We start from the raw sequence: 17749 nt of genomic DNA on the forward strand, positions 1-17749 counted from the left end.
GACGACACCGGGGAGCAAGGCTAGCAGCTACACCCGGAAATGCTTGCTCAGCTTCAGGCCCTGCGCCTGGTAGTTCGAGCCGATTCGCTGGCCATACATGGCATCGGGCCGCGCCAGCATCTTCTCGTAGACGAGGCGGCCGACGATCTGGCCGTGCTCGAGGATGAACGGCACTTCGCGCGAGCGCACTTCAAGCACGGCACGTGCCCCCTGCCCGCCGGCGCCGGCGTAGCCGAAGCCGGGATCGAAGAAGCCGGCATAGTGCACGCGGAATTCGCCGACCAGGGGATCGAACGGCACCATCTCCGCAGCGTAGTCCGGCGGCACCTGCACCGCTTCCTTGGAGGCGAGGATATAGAATTCGCCGGGATCGAGAATGAGGCTGCCGTCGGGACGCGCGGAGATCGGCTCCCAGAAATCCTCGATCGCGTAGCCGGCGCGGCGATCGACATCGACGACGCCGGTGTGGCGCTTGGCGCGATAGCCGACGAAGCCGCCGCCCTTCTCGCCGGAGAGATCGACGGAGACGGCGACGCCGCCGGTGAGATCCGCCTCGTCGATATCGACGAGACGCTCGGTCGCATGCAGCGCCTCGAGCTCCTCGATGTTGAGGACGGCATCGCCGGTACGGAAGCGCACCTGCGAAAGCCGCGAGCCCTCGCTCACCAGCACCGGGAACGTCTTTGGACTGATCTCGGCATAGAGCGGACCGTGATAGCCCGCGCCGATCATGTCGAAACGGCGGGTGCCGTCGGCGATCACGCGGGTGAAGACGTCGAGCCGGCCGGTCGAGCTTTTCGGATTGGCGGCCGCGACGATCTCCGGCGGCAGCGCGAGGCTCTCGAGCAGCGGCACGATGTAGACGCAGTTGGTCTCCAGCACCGCGCCGTCGGCGAGGCTGAACTCATGCAGCTTCAGCTCGTCGATGCGCTCGGCGACGGTGGCGCCGGGCCCGGGCAGGAAGCTCGCGCGGACGCGGTAGGCGATATCACCGAGGCGCAAATCGAGGCTCGCCGGCTGAATCTGGCTCTCGACGAAGTCGTAGGCGGGCAGGATGAGCCCGCCATCCGCCATCGCCGCGATCATGCGGTCGGGCAGGATACCATTGGCGTTGGCGGCGACCGTGAACGTCAACCGGTGGTCCTCATCTCGGGTCAAACGCATCCAAAAATGCGAGAAAACGAACCTTTTATCGCTATCCGATGGATGCCTTGACGAAAAGGGCATGACGGAATAAGAGCATGACTTATCCCGTGGTGATTTGAGCCGGCCGGCTTGCAGCCACGTTAAATAAGTCGCTAAACAGGCCGGGGACCTCTGTGATCCCGGCCAGTGGAGATATCCAGGCCGGTTTTTTTGTGACCATTTTCGCATCAATGGTCATGTCGGAGGTACCTATGTCGAAGTCGCCTGCCAACTATCGCCCCGAAACCCGGCTGGTTCATTCCGGCACCCTGCGCTCGCAATATGGCGAGACGTCCGAGGCGCTATTCCTGACTCAGGGCTACGTCTACAACAGCGCCGAGGAATGCGAGGCGCGGTTCAAGGGCGAAGATCCCGGCTTTATCTATTCGCGCTATTCCAATCCGACGATCGCGATGTTCGAGCAACGCATGATCGAGCTCGAGGGCGCGGAAGCGGCGCGGTCGGCGGCGACCGGCATGGCGGCGGTGACGACCGCAATCCTGGCACCGCTGAAGGCTGGCGACCACCTGGTGGCATCAAAGGCGCTGTTCGGCTCGTGTCTCTACGTGGTGCAGGATCTGTTGCCGCGCTACGGCATCGAGACCACGCTGGTCGACGGACTCGATCTCGATCAGTGGCAGCGTGCGGTCAAGCCGAACACCAAGACGTTCTTCCTGGAAAGCCCGACCAATCCGACGCTCGACGTGCTCGACATTCCCGCCATCGCCGAGATCGCACACAAGGCCGGCGCGCGGCTCGTCGTCGACAACGTGTTCGCGACGCCGATCTGGCAGAGCCCGCTCGCGCTCGGTGCCGATGTCGTGGTCTATTCCGCGACGAAGCATATCGACGGCCAGGGCCGGTGCCTCGGCGGCGTCATCCTGTCCTCGGAAGCCTTCATCGCCGAACACCTCCATAACTTCATGCGCCAGACCGGCCCGTCGATCTCGCCGTTCAACGCCTGGGTTTTGCTCAAGGGACTGGAGACGCTGGGCGTGCGCGTGCGCGCGCAGACCGACACCGCTGGCCGCATTGCCGAGGTGCTCGCCAGCCATCCCAAAATCTCGCGGCTGGTCTATCCCGGCCGCGCCGACCATCCGCAGGCGGCGTTGGTGAAGAAGCAGATGCGCGGCGGCTCGACGCTCGTCGGCTTCGAGGTCAAGGGCGGCAAGCAGGCCGCGTTCCGCGTGCTCAACGCGCTCAGGCTCGCCAAGATTTCCAACAATCTCGGCGACGCCAAGAGCCTGGTGACGCATCCGGCCACCACGACGCATCAGCGCCTGAAGCCGGAAGACCGCGCCGCGCTCGGCATCAGTGAGGGCTTTATCCGCTTCTCCGCAGGGCTCGAGCATTGCGATGATCTGATCGAGGATCTCACCGCGGCGCTGGAGAAGGCGTGAGGCAGCGAAGCGCGATGAGATTGGGATGAATCGTCATCGCGCTTCAGGTTATTGTTTGAGCATGATCTCCGCGCAGACGCGTTCCGCGTTTGTCGCGAGGGAAAACCGCTTCACGCGTTTCCGGATCATCTCAGGCCTGACATGACCGATACATCGCCTTTAACGGCCTTCCGCGCAGGAAGATCGTTCGGGGCGTCAGGCCGCCGCGGTCGGTGATCCACCGTCGTACCGGCATCGGATACATCCAGTAGAGCATTCGGGTCGCGCCGGGATTTGTGACGGGGCGTCCACGCGGGCCGAAATCCCACGCTGCGTGGAAGGCGAGTTCCGCCTGCGACGTCACGCAAATTCTGTCCGCGGGGATGGTCGCCAGGACGATGGTACAAGCCGAGGCACAGAAACCATCGATGATGACAGACTGGCCCGAAGCGCGCAGTCTTTCATATCGGTATACATATTTCCCAATTCGCCCGCCGGGATCATCCGTAATCCGCACGGCGGCATCACTTGCGCGCGATCCGAGCAGCAATAGCGCAGCGGCCACCAGCCTCGCCCAGCACTTCATCGCATCGCCCCGACAGGTTGCACCACCCCGCGCTGCGTCATCAGCCTGTTGGATCAGCCTCGATCCGGACTTGATCTAGATCAACGAGGCGCCCCGTCAGCGCGAACGCACCTTGATCCAGATCATGGCTTGTCGACGCGCCCCCTCATCACACTACCGCAGCAAGCGAGGCCCGACGATTTCGTCGGCGCCGCCCGTCGCATGCGCACGTGGAGCAAGCCGATGTGGATTTTGATGTACGTCTTCTCCTACTCAGTCAGTCCGGCCGCGACAAGCGACAGGGCGGAATGGAGGCTCCTCCCAACAGTGGTGTTTCAGGAATTCTCGAGTGAAGAGCGATGCAAGGCAGCCAAGTCGACGCTCGAAGCCAGCTTGAGAGACGCGGGAGCCAAGCTGAGGAGCGGCTTGGAAGATCTGCGAAGCATAGGCAAGGCTGACCCGGAGCAGATCATCATTGCCTTCAATGTGGAATGCCTTCCGAAATAAGGTCGGCGCAGGGTCGTGGATGTCGAGAACGGCGCGAGCGAGCCGGTCGCGCCGCGAAGCCTCCGCGAAGGGCCAGGCATCTCGAACGATAGCTCTCCCCCTGCGAGAGAGAGGCAAGATTGCTACATCGGCCGGTACGTCCGCACGTCCGCAGGCACATTGACGCCGAGCTTGATCTGGCCGACTGAGCGGATGATGTCATCGCCGAGGAGCTGCGCGAAGCAGGCGTAGCCCCAATCATTCATGTGCAGGCCGTCGGAGATGACGAAACTCTCGACCGGAATGGCCTGCTTCTCGTGCCAGTCGCGCATCACCTCGAAGCGAGGGAAGATGCCGACGTGGCGGAGCTCGGCAACGCGGCCGAGCAGCTTCACCATCTTGCCGGCGCTCTCGGGACGCTCGGTGACACGCGGCGAATATTGCGGATCGACCAGCACGACGTCGGCATCGCCGGCTGCCTGGATGCGCGTGATGCCGTCCTCGACGAGCTTTGCGGTATCGCCGGGATCGAGATTGCGCAGAACCGCATTGGTGCCGACCTGCCAGATCACGAGATCCGGATGTACATCGATCACCTCTTTCTGGAGGCGCTTCATCATCTCGGGTGCGTCCTCGCCACCGACACCGGCATTGATGACGGCAATGTTGGCGCTCGGATATTGCCGGTGGAGCTGCGCAGCGAGGCGGTTCGGATAATTGAAATCAGGCGAGCTTGCACCGAAGCCCGCGGTCGACGACGATCCGAACGCAACGATCACCACCGGCTTGCCCGCGATCAGCTTGCTCGCGACATGCGGCAGCGAGCCCATCGATTTCGCGCCGTCTTTGGGCGGCAGGCACGGCACGCGGCTGAAGATGTCGCCGGCCGACTTGGCGACCTGCTTGACCTTGTCGATGGCCCGCGCTGTGAGGCCGCGCTGCTGGGAAGATTCTTGCTGGCTGGCGGTCGCTGTTTGCGGCCCCGGCGCCGGATTGGCGGCTTGCGATGCCGTCGGCGCGGCGGCCACGGCCTGCGCGCGCGCGGACGACAGTGGCACGGGCATCAGCAGCGCGGCCGCCATGGGCGCAGCCAGCCATGCCGTCAGGCGAAAAGGGCGGAAAGAACTCATTTACGCTAAACCTCAATTTTGCTGCTGGGCCGGACCGAGATGGGCGGCATCGACGACGAACTGCGCCAGCGCCCGGCCAAGGCAATCATGGACCTGTTTCGCCAACTCCGGTCCGCGCGCCGGATTGAACAGGTCGAACTGACCCTGATCATTCCATTGACGCATGATCGCGAAACGATCGAACAGCGGGATATCATGCTCCTGCGCCACCACGCGCATATTGTCGAGATAGGGCGGCACCGAGATCATGGTTTCGGTCCGCGGGCTGTACTGCAAGTTCATCAATATAACGTCGGCCCCCGCGTTTTGCAGCGCAGTAACGCCATCGGTGACGGCACCGCGGAACTCATCGGGATCGACAGATCGGATAGCATCCACGGTCCCGGTCTGCCAGATGACCAAAGTAGGCCTTTTCGCTTCCATAAGCTTAACGAAGGTCGATGCGGCCTCTTCTGCGGTCTTCTTGCTCTGTAGTTCTACGGAGACGTGCAGCGGTTCCGACGGCAGCTTCTCCTTCAAGATCGCCTGAAGCCGGGCCGGATAGGAGCTCTCTTCCGACGACGGGATGGTGGTCGACCGGCTGCCGATGACCAGGATTTCGAGCGGTTTTGCACTGCTCACAGCCTCGGCGACCTTCGGAAGCTTGCTTTCGGTGGCGAGCAGATAGGACGGCACCTCGCACGCCGCAGGCCCTGCGGGTGCTTGAGGCGCAGCATTATCCTCGGCGCGCGCGGAAGGCGCGGCGAGTGCACCGCATAGCAGGATCAGGCTCAGGAGAACCTTCGCCTTCATCAGCCCCCTCCCGCCAGATCGGCGTTGCCGACGGCGTTTTTGGTTTTAGAACCGCTCTTGTCAGCCACCTGCTTGTACCACGAAATCACCCAGGCCATGGCCCACATGATCAGGATTCCGCAGAGACTAATCAGCGCATGCATGCCCGGGCCGCCGGACACCTCGGCCAGGATGAAATGGCCGGCAAAGGCCAGGAACACGCCGAGGCAGAAAATCTCCAGAGAATGCTGGCCGCAGATGATCAGCGGCCTCAGGAGCGGCGATTTCAGACCCGGCCAATCCCGCGGCAGGAAACGGACGGTGAGCGCGGCCAGCGCCAGGAAATGCGTGAAACGCAGCACGTCCAGATCGGTCTTGTCGATCGGATACATCCACTGCTCGATCCGCTTCGGCATGAAGTGGGAAAGTTGCGGCACGTACCACGTCAGCGTCACGTAGAATGCCGCGGCCAGATAGGCGATCGAGATCCACATCGTCACGGGAGATGCCAGGATGCGCGACATGCGCCGCGCCCCGCCGAGCGCGCACCAGGCACCGAATACGAACAGCAATTGCCAGGCGAGCGGGTTGAAGGCCCAGAAGCCATTCGGATAGGCCGAAAAATAGAGATCGAACTGCCAGGTCACCGCATAGAGCACGACCGACAGGCCGAGCGTGAGATCCGGCCTCCATTTCATCAGCCAGAGGATCAGCGGCAGCGCCAGCATCAACACGATATAGAGCGGCAGCACGTCCATGTTGACGGGCCGGAAGCGCAGCAGCAGCGCCTGCACGATGGTGACGTCGGGCTGCTTGAGGAAATCCATGATCCCCATCTCTTCCGTGTAGAGCGGGTTCTCGAAGCTGGTCGCGACGTAGGAGATTTCCGCGAGGAAGATCGTGAACAGGAAGACGTGGGCGACGTAGATCTGCCAGACCCGGCGCAGGATCCGCGCGGTGGCGATGACGAAGCCGTTTTCCAGCATCGCGCGGCCGTAGACGAAGGCCGCGGTGTAACCCGAGATGAAGATGAAGATCTCGGTGGCGTCGCTGAAGCCGTAGTTGCGGATGGTGAACCAGGTCAGCAGGTTCGGCGGCAAGTGGTCGATGAAGATCAGCCACAACGCCAGCCCGCGGAACAGGTCGAGCCGCAGCTCGCGCTCGCCGATGACGGGCAGCGTGATGGCGGGCGCCGCCGCGCGCGGCTTCTTCTCCACGGAGGACTTCGCGTCCGCGGTTCCGGCGACCGGCGATCCCGTCACTTGGTCGGCAATGGTCATCGGGGCCAAAACCCTTGCGCAAATCGCAGCGTTTGAGGAGTGTACCGGGCCAGTGGCCTGCTCGCAAAGCGACCGGATCACATTGGAGTGTAACTAGGGTGCCAATTCGGGCGGCACGATGTCGCTGACGTCGCGGACCACGATTGGTTCCCGGCAAGCTTTTCGTTATGATGGCAACATGTACCGTGCTGTGACCCGCCAGATCGAAGTGACCGTCGAGCCGAACTTTGTGCCGGAGCAGTCGTCGGGCTCGCGGTACTTCTGGTCCTACACCATCGTGATCACCAATTCCGGCGATGAGACCGTGCAGCTCAAAACGCGGCACTGGATCATCACCGACGCGACGGGGCGGCAGCAGGAGGTCAAGGGCGAAGGCGTGATCGGCGAGCAGCCGATCCTCGCGCCCGGCGAACGCTACGAATACACCTCCGGCGTCCCGCTCTCGACTGCCTCGGGCTTCATGACCGGCCGCTACCAGATGGTCAACGAAAGCGGCGAGCGTTTTGAGATCGACGTGCCGACGTTCTCGCTGGACAGCCCGGACAACAAGCGCGTTTTGAACTGACCGTCCCTGCTCTGCTCGCACGGCGCAAGAGAAAGGTTCAGCGCCTCGCGCAGTTACATCACCCGGATTGGCAGAGTGACTCTGACAGCACGTCCAGCAGGATACAGAACATCGAGCACGACCATGTCCGAGCCAAGATAGCCGCGCTGCGAGACGTAGGTGGCCTCAACTCCGGGCACGCGACGGCGATTGCAGACGTTCCGGACATTGCCTTCTGGAAAGTTCGGAAATACGCCGGAATGCCGAATCGAGACACGGCCGTGCTCGGGCGCTTGAGCGACCCGCAACACCACCGCGCCCGCAGAGGTGCAATCGGGATTGGTAGACCAGGCTCGGTAAAGCATCAGCGGATGTCCCGAAGCGACGATCTTTTCCGCCTGTGCGATCCCAGCCGACAGCAACAACGCCACCACGCTCAACGTAAACCGCATTCCATCCCCCACCCCACAATTGGCGAGGGAACCATACACGCTATAATTGCCCTGCGTCGAGCGAGCACGCGCGCCTCCAACGTATTTTTCGGTCAATTGCGCAAAACGGAAGCAATGGCGCTAAGCGTTCTCCACGCCCGCCTCGTGCGGCGTGAATTGATACACCGAGCTGCAGAATTCGCAGGTCACGACGACCTTGTCTTCCTTGACCATCGCGGCACGGTCATCCGGCGAAAAGCTCTTCAGCATCGCCGCCACCGCATCGCGCGAGCATGAGCATTGCGCTTTCAGGCTCTGCGGATTGAACACGCGCACGCCGCGCTCGTGAAAAAGGCGGTAGAGCAGCCGCTCGCCTGAGAGATCGGGATCGATCAGTTCGACGTCCTCCACCGTGCCGATCAGCGAGCGCGCTTCGGCCCACGCATCGTCCTCGGCAACGGTATGCGGCGTGGTGCCTTCGGGCGCGTCGCCGGGATGCAGGTCGGCCTGCCGCGCACGCTCCGGCGCCTTCGGCAGGAATTGCATCAAGAGGCCGCCGGCGCGCCAGCGGTGCTTGCCGCCGTCGCTCGAGCGCCATTCCTCGCCGACGGCGAGGCGCACCTTCGTCGGGATCTGCTCGGAGCGCAGGAAGTATTCATGCGCGGCGTCTTCCAGGCTGCCGCCGTCGAGTGCGACGAGGCCCTGGTAACGGCTCATATCCGCGCCCTGGTCGATTGTCATGGCGAGATGGCCGCGGCCGAGCAGCGAGCCGGAGTCCTTGGCCTCGCCAAGCCGCGAGGCGTCATAGCGGGCATAGGCGCGCAGGCGGTCGGGAGCCTTGAAGTCGACCACCAGGAACGACACCGGGCCGTCCGTCTGGGCCTGGAGGATGAAGCGGCCTTCGAATTTCAGCGCCGAGCCGAGCAGCGTGGTCAGCACGATGGCCTCGCCGAGCAGCTTGCCGACCGGCGCGGGGTAATCATGCTTGGTGAGGATATCGTCGAGCTCGGGCCCAAGCCGGGTCAGGCGTCCGCGCACGTCGAGCGCATCGACCTCAAAGGGCAGCACTGCATCGTCGACGGGAACGGAAGATGGCGCGCGAACCGGGCTTTCGAGCCCGGCCTTGATATCAGGGGATTGGGAGACCATGGCGCTCTATCTGGGGTCGGAGGGGGTGAAATGGAAGGGGGCGGGGCAACCCAACCCGGACGCTGTTTTGATCGCAAACGATACCGCAAATTCGGTGTTGCCCCGGGGCGCGCATAGCGCGAGCCCGGGGCCCATAACCACAGGATTGTGTTGTGGCGCGAGATGACAACTCCGGGTCGTCACCAAACCACCCCTGTTGGCTGTGGATCCCGGATCTGCGCTCCGCTTCGCTGCGCTTGTCCGGGACGACGACCGAACATGAGGCGAAAGCAACTCCATACTGCCGTCGTCACGGATTTCTCACTATCGTCCGCCGGACGACAACCAATCACTTCACCGCGTCAAAGCACCAGGCCAGAATGCCCTTCTGCGCGTGCAGGCGGTTTTCGGCCTCGTCGAACACGACCGACTGCGGACCGTCGATCACCTCGTCGGTGACCTCCTCGCCGCGATGGGCGGGCAGGCAGTGCATGAACAGCGCATCGGGCTTGGCGAGCGACATCAGCTTGGCGTTGACCTGGTAGGGCTTGAGCACGTTGTGGCGGTGCTCGCCTTCCTTGTCCCCCATCGAGACCCAGGTATCGGTGACGACGCAATCGGCGCCGCGGACAGCCGCCTCCGGATCGGTGCCGAGCATGATCGGGGCGCCCGTCGCCTTGACCCAATCGCGCATCGGCTTTTTCGGCGCGAGCTCCGGCGGGGTCGCGATATTGAGGTTGAACTTGAAGCGCTCGGCGGCGTGCGCCCAGGAGGCAAGCACGTTGTTGTCGTCGCCGGTCCAGGCCACCGTCTTGCCCTCGATCGGACCGCGATGCTCCTCATAGGTCATGAGGTCGGCCATCACCTGGCAGGGATGGGAGCGCCGCGTCAGCCCGTTGATGACGGGCACGGTCGCGTTCGCGGCAAGCTCGAGCAACGCATCGTGATTGAGGATGCGGATCATGATGGCATCGACATAGCGCGACAGCACGCGCGCTGTGTCGGCGATGGTCTCGCCGCGGCCGAGCTGCATCTCGGCACCCGTGAGCATGATGGGCTCGCCGCCGAGCTGTCGCATGGCGACATCGAACGACACGCGCGTCCGCGTCGATGGGCGCTCGAAGATCATCGCCAGCGTCTTGCCCTCGAGTGGCTTGACCGGCTGATGCGCCTTCTGCTTCGCCTTCATCGCGGAGGAGGCGGCGAGCATGCTCCTGAGCTCGGATAGCGGCAGCTCGTTAATGTCGAGAAAGTGCTTGGGCGTCTTGCTCATCAGCTTGCCGCCCGTGCCTTGAGATTCGATTCAATCGCCGTGCAGGCGCGCTCGAGCCGTGTGACGCCCTCCTCGATCTCCGCTTCCGTGACGATCAGAGGCGGCAGGAAGCGCACGACATTGTCGCCGGCGCCGACAGTCAGAAGTTTTTCCTCGCGCAGCGCCGTGACGAGATCGCCAGAAGGCACCACGGCCTTGATGCCGACCAACAACCCCTCGCCGCGCACCTCGCTGACGACGTCGGGGTGACGGTCGATCACGGCGGCGAGCTTCTGTTTGAGCAGCAGCGACATCTTCTGCACGTGATCGAAGAAGCCGGGCTTGAGCATGACGTCGAGCACGGCGTTCGCTGCCGATACGGCGAGCGGATTGCCGCCGAAGGTCGAGCCGTGCGAACCGGGCGTCATGCCGGAAGCAGCCTCGGCCGTCGCAAGGCAGGCGCCGATCGGAAAGCCGCCGCCGAGTGCCTTCGCAAGCGACATCACGTCCGGGGTCACGCCGAGGCGGCGATGCGCAAAGAGATCGCCGGTGCGGCCCATTCCGGTCTGCACCTCGTCGAACGCGAGCAACAAGCCATGTTCGTCGCAGAGCTGGCGCAGCGCGCGATAGAAGGCAGGAGGCGCCGAGCGCACGCCGCCCTCGCCCTGGATCGGCTCGATCAGGATGCCCGCGGTCTGTGGGCCGATCGCCTTCTTGACGGCTTCCAGATCGCCATGCGGCACCTGGTCGAACCCGTCCATCGGCGGACCAAAGCCTTCGAGATATTTCGCGGACCCCGTGGCGGCGAGCGTTGCCAGCGTGCGGCCGTGGAAGGCGCCCTCGAAGGTGATCATGCGGTAGCGCTCGGGATGGCCCTTGGTGGCGTGATAGCGGCGCACCACCTTGATCACGCATTCCATCGCCTCGGCGCCGGAATTGCAGAAGAACACGAAGTCCGCAAAGCTCTCGTTGCAGAGCCGGATGGCGAGCTTCTCGCCATCCGGGCTCTGAAACAGGTTCGACATGTGCCAGAGCTTCGTGGCCTGCTCCTGCAGAGCCTTGACCAGGGCGGGGTGCGCATGGCCCAGCGCATTCACAGCGACACCCGATGTAAAATCGAGATAGCGCTCCCCGTTTGTCGCGACCAGCCAGCAGCCTTCGCCGCGCTCGAAGCCGAGCTCGGCCCTGGCGAAAACGGGAAGCAGATGCGTCGCGGCGCTCTTGTTCATGGCGGTCACTTGGATGTTGAGGCCGGCTCACGAGACTGCCTTGCGCAGCGCATCATTGACCTGCCCGGAAAACGAAACGTGCCGCCTTTTAAGGGCGGCACGTGTCACTATTTTATGCCTGGAAAAACCGCTGTCAATGCCGCCAGAAGGCCCTGCAAGGCACGCGATCCGTAGTCTTGCGGTGGCGATTTTAAGTTCTTTTAGCGACGGAACATGTGGACGCGGAGCCGCAGACTCTTGCGCGGGAGTCACGCCATATTGTAGCGTTTCCCCCGTCAGATACGACATCTCGTGCAGCAGTTCTGATCCTCTGAGTCCTCTTGTACCGGCGTAACGTTCAGGTGCGTTTTTCGCGCCCGGCGAGCCTTAAGGGATTCTGATGGCACGGGTTTTTCGAAGCTTAGACATCGCCACGCGGCCCCAAGGATTGAGGGTGCGCGGCGAGGGGAAGGGTGCAATGACGGTTTTGACCTGGTCCGACGATCGCGTCGAGCAATTGAAAAAGCTCTGGGAAGCCGGGCTTTCGGCCAGCCAGATCGCTGCCGAGCTCGGGAACGTGACGCGCAACGCCGTAATCGGCAAGGTGCACCGGCTGGGCCTGTCCGGCCGCGCCAAGAGCCCGTCCTCGGCGGCTCCCCGGCCGCGCAAGGCGCGCCCCGCACAGCACATGATGCGGGTGAGCCGCCCGATCTCCCGCGGCAACACCGCCCTCGCCCAGGCCTTCGAGGTCGAGGTCGAGCCCGATCCGATCACCTACGACAACGTCGTTCCGATGAGCCAGCGCCTGTCGCTGCTCGAGCTCAACGAGGCGACCTGCCACTGGCCGGTCGGCGATCCCTCGAGCCCGGATTTCTTCTTCTGCGGCGGCAAATCGCTCTCGGGCCTGCCCTATTGCGCGCAGCATTCGCGCGTTGCCTACCAGCCGGCCGCCGACCGCCGCCGCGCACCGGCCAAGCCGGGCACGCGCTGAGCTCAGCCACAAACGACAACGTCCCGGCGCAAGGCCGGGACGCCTGGTCGAGGAATGTCAGCGCGCTATCCGGCGCGTTTTTTTTACGTCTGTTCCGCCTTCGCAAACCGATCATCCAGCGCGTAGCCGGCGCCGCGGACGGTGCGGATCGGGTCCTGCTCGCGGCCGAGATTGAGCAGCTTGCGCAGGCGCCCGATGTGGACGTCGACGGTGCGCTCGTCGATATAGATGTCGCGGCCCCAGACACTGTCGAGCAGCTGCTCGCGCGAGAACACGCGGCCGGGATGCTCCAGGAAGAACTCCAGGAGGCGATATTCGGTCGGACCGAGGTCGATCGGCCGCCCGGAGCGCGCGACGCGGCGCTTCTCGCGGTCGAGCTCGATGTCGCCATAGGCGAGGATGGACGCAAGCCGCTCTGGGCTCGCACGCCGCAAAAGGCCTTTCACGCGTGCCAAGAGCTCCGGCACCGAGAACGGCTTGACGATGTAGTCGTCCGCACCGGTCGCAAGTCCCCTCACCCGCTCGCTCTCTTCGCCGCGTGCGGTAAGCATGATGATCGGGAGCTGCTTGGTGTCGGGACGGGTGCGCAGGCGGCGGCACAGCTCGATGCCGGACAACCCCGGCAGCATCCAGTCGAGCACGATCAGGTCCGGAATGTGCTCCTTGAGGCGGGTGTCGGCGTCGTCGCCGCGCATCACCGTCTCGACATCGTAGCCGTCGCCTTCGAGGTTGTAGCGCAACAGCTCGGTCAGCGCTTCCTCGTCCTCAACAACCAGAATGCGTGCGCCCATGGCGTCGTCGCTCCTTAAGTGTTCGGCACAGTCGTGGCGAAGGTGGTCATGTCGCCCTTCGGACGCTTGTCCGCGATGGCCTGACCTTCGATCATGTAGAAGACGGTTTCGGCGATGTTGGTCGCATGATCGCCGATCCGCTCGATGTTCTTGGCGCAGAACATCAGGTGGATGCAGAACGAGATGTTACGCGGATCCTCCATCATGTAGGTGAGGAGCTCGCGGAACAGCGAGGTGCAGATCGCGTCGACTTCCTCGTCGCCCTTCCACACCATCATCGCCGCCGGCAGGTCATGCGCGGCATAGGCGTCGAGGACCGACTTGACCTGCTGCTGCACGAGGTCGGTCATGTGTTCCAGGCCGCGGAACAGCTTCAGCGGATGGAAATCGGTCTCGAGCGCGGCCACGCGCTTGCCCATGTTCTTGGCGAGATCGCCGATCCGCTCCAGATCGGTCGCGACGCGCATGGCGCCGACGATCTCGCGCAGGTCGACCGCCATCGGCTGGCGGCGCGCGATCGTGAGCACGGCGCGCTCCTCGATCTTCTTCTGCAGCGCGTCGATCTCGGCGTCGGTCGCCACCACGCGCTGGCCGAGCGCGACGTCACGGCGGATCAGCGCATCGACGGAATCGACGATCATGCGCTCGGCAAGGCCGCCCATCTCCGCAACGAGCCGCGTGAGCTCCTGCAGGTCGGTGTCGAAGGCCTTTGCGGTATGTTCAGAAGCCATTTCCTGTCTCCTCAGCCGAAGCGGCCGGTGATGTAGTCTTGGGTACGCCGGTCGCTGGGCGACGTGAAGATCTTGCTGGTCTCGTCGAACTCGATCAACTCGCCGAGATACATGAAGGCGGTCTTGTCGGAGACGCGCGCCGCCTGCTGCATGTTGTGGGTGACGATCGCGATCGTGTAGTTCTCGGCAAGCTCCTGGATCAGTTCCTCAACCTTGGCGGTCGAGATCGGATCGAGCGCCGAGCACGGCTCGTCGAACAGGATCACCTCGGGACGGACCGCCACGGTGCGGGCGATGCAGAGACGCTGCTGCTGGCCGCCGGAGAGCGACAGGCCGGAGGCGTTGAGCTTGTCCTTGACCTCGTTCCACAGCGCGCCGCCGCGCAGCGCCTTCTCGACCCGGTCGTCCATCTCCGACTTGGAGATCTTCTCGTAAAGGCGGATGCCGAAGGCAATGTTCTCGTAGATCGTCATCGGGAACGGCGTCGGCTTCTGGAACACCATGCCGACCCGGGCTCGCAGCAGGTTGAGGTCGAGCTTGGAGTCGAGGATATTGGTCTGGTCGAGCATGAGTTGACCGGTGGCGCGCTGGCCCGGATAGAGGTCATACATCCGGTTGAAGATGCGCAGCAGGGTCGACTTGCCGCAGCCGGACGGGCCGATGAACGCCGTGACGCGGTTGGTGCCGAGCGTCATGTTGATGTTCTTCAGCGCGTGGTGCTCGCCGTAATAGAAATTGAGGTTGCGCACCGTCACCTTGGCCGGAGCCTCGGGCAGTATCGGCGAGGCCTGACGCCCTGTGGAACTTACGGAAACGGACAGATCGCTCATTTTGCAGTCCTCTCGGCGCCTAGAATGCGCGCGCCAATGTTCAGGGCAAGCACGGTCAGGGTGATCAGCAGCGCCCCACTCCAGGCCAGCTGCTTCCAGTAGGCGTAGGGGCTCTGCACGAAATTGTTGATGGTCACCGGCAGGTTCGCCATCGTCTTGTTCAGGCTGAGGCTGAAGAACTGGTTCGAGAGCGCGGTGAAGAGCAGCGGCGCGGTCTCGCCGGCGACGCGGGCAGTCGCCAGCAGCACGCCGGTGATGAGGCCGGAGCGCGCCGCGCGGTAGGCGATCCGCTTGATCACCAGCGAGCGCGGCAGGCCGAGCGCGGAAGCCGCTTCGCGCAGCGCGTTCGGCACCAGCAGCAGCATGTCCTCGGTCGTGCGCAGCACCACCGGGATCACGATGACGGCGAGCGCCAGCGCGCCGGCGATTGCCGAGAAGCCGCGCATCGGCACCACCACCGCGCCATAGATGAACAAGCCGATGATGATCGAGGGCGCAGACAAAAGGATGTCGTTGATGAAGCGGATCACCGAGGTCAGCTTGTCGTTGCGGCCGTATTCGGCGAGATAGGTGCCGGCGAACAGGCCGAGCGGCGCGCCGATGCCGACGCCGATCACGGTCATGATGATCGAGCCGACGATGGCGTTGCGCAGGCCGCCCTCGGTCGAGCCCGGAGGCGGAGTGTCCGCGGCGAAGATCTGAAGGTTCAGACCGGTGAGGCCGTTGTAGAGCAGCGTGATCAGAATCAGCGCGAGCCAGGTGACGCCGAAGGCGGCGGCACCGATGCAGAGACCGCGGATGACGATGTCCTTGCGGCGGCGGCGTGCATAGATCGGGTTCATGTTAGTTCCCCGCCTTCTTTTCCAGCCGCAGCAGCATCAGCCGCGCGCCTGCGAGCACGAAGAACGTCAACACGAACAGAAGCAGGCCGAGCAGGATCAGGCCGGACTGATGCAGGCCGTCGCTCTCGGCGAACTCGGATGCGATCGCCGCCGAGATCGTGGTGCCCGGCGCGAAGATCGAGGACGAGATGCGGAAGGAGTTGCCGATGATGAAGGTCACCGCCATGGTCTCGCCAAGCGCGCGGCCCAGCGCCAGCATGACGCCGCCGATAATGCCGACGCGGGTATAGGGGATCACCACGCTGCGCACGACCTCCCAGGTGGTGCAGCCGACGCCGTAGGCAGCCTCTTTGAGCACCGGCGGCACGGTCTTGAACACGTCGACCGAGATCGAGGTGATGAAGGGCAGCACCATGATCGCGAGGATCAGCGAGGCGTTGAACAGGCTGAGATAGGATGGTGGGCCGGCGAAGATCGCTCCCAGCACCGGAACGCCGTCGAACAGCTTGATCATGAAGGGCTGGAAAGTGTTGGCCAGGAACGGGCCCAGCACGAAGAAGCCCCACATACCGTAGATGATCGAGGGAATGCCGGCGAGCAGTTCGACCGCCATGCCGATCGGGCGGCGCAGCCATTGCGGGCAGAGCTCGGTGAGGAAGATCGCAATGCCGAGTCCGACGGGAATGGCGATCAGCATCGCAATGAAGGAGGTGACGAGCGTGCCGTACATCGGCCCGAGCGCGCCGAGCACCGGCGGATCGGCCGACGGCGCCCAGCGCTGCGTCCACAGGAAGGAGAGGCCGTATTCTTTCATCGCCGGGAAGGCACCGACGATCAGCGACAGGATGATGCCTCCCAAGATCAGGAGCACCGAGATCGCGCTGAGCCGCGTGATCCAGTAGAAGGTCACGTCGCCGAGCTTGAACGCGCTCAGGGCCTTGGCGCGATCATACGGTCCGGCGTCGTCGACGATATCGCTCTGAACGGCCATCTCTGCCACGCCGATCCCCTGTACCAGTTTACTTACGCTTATTGTCGGTCTCGTGCCCCGGATGCGGCGCAACGCGAAAGCGGCACGACGCTGATCCGGGGCATCAAGGTCTACCGGGTCCCGGCTTAGCGGTGCGTCATTTCATGCCGCACCGCATCCGGGACACGAGAGCCGTTTCGATCAGCTCTTGATCTCAGCAGCCCAGGTCTTCTCGATCAGCTGGACGACGCTGTCGGGCATCGGGATGTAGTCGAGCTCCTCGGCCGCCTTGCCGCCGTTCTTGAACGCCCAGCGGAAGAACTTGATGGCTTCCTGCGAGGCGGCCTTGTCGGTCGCATCCTTGTGCATGAGGATGAAGGTCGCCGCGGTGATCGGCCAGGACTTGTCGCCGGGCTGGTCGGTCAGGATCACGTAGTAGCCGGGCGCCTTGGACCAATCGGCGTTGGAAGCGGCCGCCTGGAACGCCTCGACCGTCGGCTGCACCGGCTTGCCGGCCTTGTTGACGAGGCCGGTGTAGGTCAGCTTATTCTGCTTGGCATAGGCGTACTCGACATAGCCGATCGAGTTCTTGGTCTGGCTGATGTTGCCCGACACGCCTTCGTTGCCCTTGGCGCCGACGCCGACCGGCCATTCGACCGCCGTGCCCTCGCCGACCTTGCTCTTCCAGTCCGCGCTGGCCTTGGAGAGGTAGTTGGTGAAGTTGAAGGTGGTGCCCGAACCGTCGGAGCGGCGCACGACCGTGATCGCCTCGGAAGGCAGCTTCACGTTCGGATTGAGCTTCTTGATCGCGGCATCATCCCACTTGGTGATCTTGCCGAGATAGACGTTGGCGAGCGTCTCGCCGTCGAACACCAGCTCACCGGCCTTCACGCCCTCGATGTTGACCACGGGAACGATCGCGCCCATCACCATCGGCCACTGCGCGAGGCCATCCTTGTCGAGCTGCTCGGCCTTGAGCGGAGCGTCGGTCGCACCGAAGGTCACGGTCTTGGCCTGGATCTGCTTGATGCCGCCGCCGGAGCCGATCGACTGGTAGTTCAGGCCGTTGCCGGTCTCCTTCTTGTAGGCGTCAGCCCACTTCGAATAGATCGGGAACGGGAAGGTCGCGCCGGCGCCGGTGATGTCGGCAGCGAAGGCCGACGTCGATGCGGCCATCAAGCCAGCAGCGACGATGGTTTTGATGAAATTCATGCTGGTCTCCATAGTGGGGAGCG

At 63.8% G+C, this 17749-nt stretch carries 19 protein-coding genes and 1 riboswitch; of the genes, 4 read left to right on the forward strand and 15 right to left on the reverse strand.

Annotated features, from left to right (window positions below; genetic code table 11):
• Positions 1-27: 27 nt before the first annotated feature.
• The gene (locus ACV1FX_RS21925; protein WP_473119634.1) at positions 28-1164 is read right to left on the reverse strand and encodes a 2'-deoxycytidine 5'-triphosphate deaminase; all 1137 of its coding nucleotides are present in this window, start codon (positions 1162-1164) and stop codon (positions 28-30) included.
• A gap of 79 nt (positions 1165-1243) precedes the next feature.
• Positions 1244-1323: riboswitch (SAM riboswitch) on the forward strand.
• Positions 1324-1397: 74 nt separating this feature from the next.
• Between ACV1FX_RS21925 and ACV1FX_RS21930 the strand changes: the two genes are divergently transcribed.
• Positions 1398-2585 (forward strand): O-succinylhomoserine sulfhydrylase, encoded by a 1188-nt coding sequence (locus ACV1FX_RS21930; protein ID WP_473119635.1) that lies wholly within the window; start codon positions 1398-1400, stop codon positions 2583-2585.
• A 130-nt stretch (positions 2586-2715) separates the two neighbouring features.
• Here ACV1FX_RS21930 and ACV1FX_RS21935 read toward each other — a convergent pair whose 3' ends face one another.
• On the reverse strand, positions 2716-3150 hold the full coding sequence (locus ACV1FX_RS21935; RefSeq protein ID WP_473119636.1) for a hypothetical protein: 435 nt from the start codon (positions 3148-3150) through the stop codon (positions 2716-2718).
• A 129-nt stretch (positions 3151-3279) separates the two neighbouring features.
• On the opposite strand from ACV1FX_RS21935, the gene ACV1FX_RS21940 reads away from it, so the two are divergent.
• Positions 3280-3636 carry a hypothetical protein gene (locus ACV1FX_RS21940; RefSeq protein WP_473119637.1) on the forward strand — a complete coding sequence of 119 codons (357 nt, stop codon included), beginning with the start codon at positions 3280-3282 and terminating at the stop codon, positions 3634-3636.
• 122 nt (positions 3637-3758) lie between these two features.
• Here ACV1FX_RS21940 and ACV1FX_RS21945 read toward each other — a convergent pair whose 3' ends face one another.
• Genes ACV1FX_RS21945 through ACV1FX_RS21955 form a run of 3 tightly spaced genes read right to left on the reverse strand, consistent with a single transcriptional unit; the run spans position 3759 to position 6796 of the window.
• Positions 3759-4745: an SGNH/GDSL hydrolase family protein gene (locus tag ACV1FX_RS21945; RefSeq protein WP_473119638.1), complete on the reverse strand. Its 987-nt coding sequence runs from the start codon at positions 4743-4745 to the stop codon at positions 3759-3761.
• 12 nt (positions 4746-4757) lie between these two features.
• Positions 4758-5537, reverse strand: a complete 780-nt coding sequence (locus ACV1FX_RS21950; RefSeq protein WP_473119639.1) for an SGNH/GDSL hydrolase family protein — start codon at positions 5535-5537, stop codon at positions 4758-4760.
• Positions 5537-6796: an OpgC domain-containing protein gene (locus ACV1FX_RS21955; RefSeq protein ID WP_473119640.1), complete on the reverse strand. Its 1260-nt coding sequence runs from the start codon at positions 6794-6796 to the stop codon at positions 5537-5539. Before ACV1FX_RS21955 ends, ACV1FX_RS21950 begins: the two co-directional genes overlap by 1 nt.
• Before the next feature lie 178 nt (positions 6797-6974).
• On the opposite strand from ACV1FX_RS21955, the gene apaG reads away from it, so the two are divergent.
• Complete coding sequence (gene apaG, locus ACV1FX_RS21960) at positions 6975-7361, forward strand: Co2+/Mg2+ efflux protein ApaG (protein WP_473119641.1); 387 nt, start codon at positions 6975-6977, stop codon at positions 7359-7361.
• A gap of 53 nt (positions 7362-7414) precedes the next feature.
• On the opposite strand, the gene ACV1FX_RS21965 is transcribed toward apaG, so the two are convergent.
• The 4 genes from ACV1FX_RS21965 to ACV1FX_RS21980 all read right to left on the reverse strand — a co-directional run bounded on the left by ACV1FX_RS21965 (position 7415) and on the right by ACV1FX_RS21980 (position 11380).
• Positions 7415-7774 (reverse strand): hypothetical protein, encoded by a 360-nt coding sequence (locus ACV1FX_RS21965; protein WP_473119710.1) that lies wholly within the window; start codon positions 7772-7774, stop codon positions 7415-7417.
• A gap of 138 nt (positions 7775-7912) precedes the next feature.
• On the reverse strand, positions 7913-8920 hold the full coding sequence (locus ACV1FX_RS21970) for an Hsp33 family molecular chaperone (protein ID WP_473119642.1): 1008 nt from the start codon (positions 8918-8920) through the stop codon (positions 7913-7915).
• Positions 8921-9248: 328 nt separating this feature from the next.
• The gene (argF, locus tag ACV1FX_RS21975; protein ID WP_473119643.1) at positions 9249-10172 is read right to left on the reverse strand and encodes an ornithine carbamoyltransferase; all 924 of its coding nucleotides are present in this window, start codon (positions 10170-10172) and stop codon (positions 9249-9251) included.
• Positions 10172-11380 (reverse strand): acetylornithine transaminase, encoded by a 1209-nt coding sequence (locus tag ACV1FX_RS21980; RefSeq protein WP_473119644.1) that lies wholly within the window; start codon positions 11378-11380, stop codon positions 10172-10174. Before ACV1FX_RS21980 ends, argF begins: the two co-directional genes overlap by 1 nt.
• 457 nt (positions 11381-11837) lie before the next feature.
• Between ACV1FX_RS21980 and ACV1FX_RS21985 the strand changes: the two genes are divergently transcribed.
• Positions 11838-12350: a GcrA family cell cycle regulator gene (locus ACV1FX_RS21985; RefSeq protein ID WP_027521514.1), complete on the forward strand. Its 513-nt coding sequence runs from the start codon at positions 11838-11840 to the stop codon at positions 12348-12350.
• An 83-nt stretch (positions 12351-12433) separates the two neighbouring features.
• On the opposite strand, the gene phoB is transcribed toward ACV1FX_RS21985, so the two are convergent.
• The 6 genes from phoB to pstS all read right to left on the reverse strand — a co-directional run bounded on the left by phoB (position 12434) and on the right by pstS (position 17726).
• Complete coding sequence (gene phoB, locus ACV1FX_RS21990; protein ID WP_473119645.1) at positions 12434-13141, reverse strand: phosphate regulon transcriptional regulator PhoB; 708 nt, start codon at positions 13139-13141, stop codon at positions 12434-12436.
• A 14-nt stretch (positions 13142-13155) separates the two neighbouring features.
• Positions 13156-13872, reverse strand: a complete 717-nt coding sequence (phoU, locus tag ACV1FX_RS21995; protein WP_027521516.1) for a phosphate signaling complex protein PhoU — start codon at positions 13870-13872, stop codon at positions 13156-13158.
• Between the two features lie 11 nt (positions 13873-13883).
• A complete protein-coding gene (gene pstB, locus ACV1FX_RS22000; RefSeq protein WP_473119646.1) occupies positions 13884-14702 on the reverse strand; it encodes a phosphate ABC transporter ATP-binding protein PstB in 819 nt (272 codons plus the stop codon).
• Positions 14699-15544, reverse strand: coding sequence for a phosphate ABC transporter permease PstA (gene pstA, locus ACV1FX_RS22005; RefSeq protein ID WP_473119647.1), 846 nt, complete (start codon positions 15542-15544; stop codon positions 14699-14701). Before pstA ends, pstB begins: the two co-directional genes overlap by 4 nt.
• Before the next feature lies 1 nt (position 15545).
• Positions 15546-16535 carry a phosphate ABC transporter permease subunit PstC gene (gene pstC / locus ACV1FX_RS22010; RefSeq protein ID WP_473119711.1) on the reverse strand — a complete coding sequence of 330 codons (990 nt, stop codon included), beginning with the start codon at positions 16533-16535 and terminating at the stop codon, positions 15546-15548.
• Between the two features lie 180 nt (positions 16536-16715).
• Entirely contained in the window at positions 16716-17726 is a 1011-nt protein-coding gene (gene pstS / locus ACV1FX_RS22015; protein WP_473119648.1) for a phosphate ABC transporter substrate-binding protein PstS, read from the reverse strand.
• Between the last annotated feature and the right edge of the window lie 23 nt (positions 17727-17749).

This window comes from Bradyrhizobium ingae, from assembly GCF_055791185.1.

What these genes read in the sequence shown, in the direction of transcription:
- ACV1FX_RS21985 (WP_027521514.1), top strand. Translation starts at nt 11,838, where the DNA reads ATGACGGTTTTGACCTGGTCCGACGATCGCGTCGAGCAATTGAAAAAG.
- phoB (WP_473119645.1), bottom strand. Translation starts at nt 13,141, where the DNA reads ATGGGCGCACGCATTCTGGTTGTTGAGGACGAGGAAGCGCTGACCGAG.
- ACV1FX_RS21925 (WP_473119634.1), bottom strand. Translation starts at nt 1,164, where the DNA reads ATGCGTTTGACCCGAGATGAGGACCACCGGTTGACGTTCACGGTCGCC.
- apaG (WP_473119641.1), top strand. Translation starts at nt 6,975, where the DNA reads ATGTACCGTGCTGTGACCCGCCAGATCGAAGTGACCGTCGAGCCGAAC.
- ACV1FX_RS21970 (WP_473119642.1), bottom strand. Translation starts at nt 8,920, where the DNA reads ATGGTCTCCCAATCCCCTGATATCAAGGCCGGGCTCGAAAGCCCGGTT.
- ACV1FX_RS21935 (WP_473119636.1), bottom strand. Translation starts at nt 3,150, where the DNA reads ATGAAGTGCTGGGCGAGGCTGGTGGCCGCTGCGCTATTGCTGCTCGGA.
- phoU (WP_027521516.1), bottom strand. Translation starts at nt 13,872, where the DNA reads ATGGCTTCTGAACATACCGCAAAGGCCTTCGACACCGACCTGCAGGAG.
- ACV1FX_RS21980 (WP_473119644.1), bottom strand. Translation starts at nt 11,380, where the DNA reads ATGAACAAGAGCGCCGCGACGCATCTGCTTCCCGTTTTCGCCAGGGCC.
- pstB (WP_473119646.1), bottom strand. Translation starts at nt 14,702, where the DNA reads ATGAGCGATCTGTCCGTTTCCGTAAGTTCCACAGGGCGTCAGGCCTCG.
- pstA (WP_473119647.1), bottom strand. Translation starts at nt 15,544, where the DNA reads ATGAACCCGATCTATGCACGCCGCCGCCGCAAGGACATCGTCATCCGC.
- ACV1FX_RS21955 (WP_473119640.1), bottom strand. Translation starts at nt 6,796, where the DNA reads ATGACCATTGCCGACCAAGTGACGGGATCGCCGGTCGCCGGAACCGCG.
- pstS (WP_473119648.1), bottom strand. Translation starts at nt 17,726, where the DNA reads ATGAATTTCATCAAAACCATCGTCGCTGCTGGCTTGATGGCCGCATCG.
- ACV1FX_RS21945 (WP_473119638.1), bottom strand. Translation starts at nt 4,745, where the DNA reads ATGAGTTCTTTCCGCCCTTTTCGCCTGACGGCATGGCTGGCTGCGCCC.
- pstC (WP_473119711.1), bottom strand. Translation starts at nt 16,535, where the DNA reads ATGGCCGTTCAGAGCGATATCGTCGACGACGCCGGACCGTATGATCGC.
- ACV1FX_RS21930 (WP_473119635.1), top strand. Translation starts at nt 1,398, where the DNA reads ATGTCGAAGTCGCCTGCCAACTATCGCCCCGAAACCCGGCTGGTTCAT.
- ACV1FX_RS21950 (WP_473119639.1), bottom strand. Translation starts at nt 5,537, where the DNA reads ATGAAGGCGAAGGTTCTCCTGAGCCTGATCCTGCTATGCGGTGCACTC.
- argF (WP_473119643.1), bottom strand. Translation starts at nt 10,172, where the DNA reads ATGAGCAAGACGCCCAAGCACTTTCTCGACATTAACGAGCTGCCGCTA.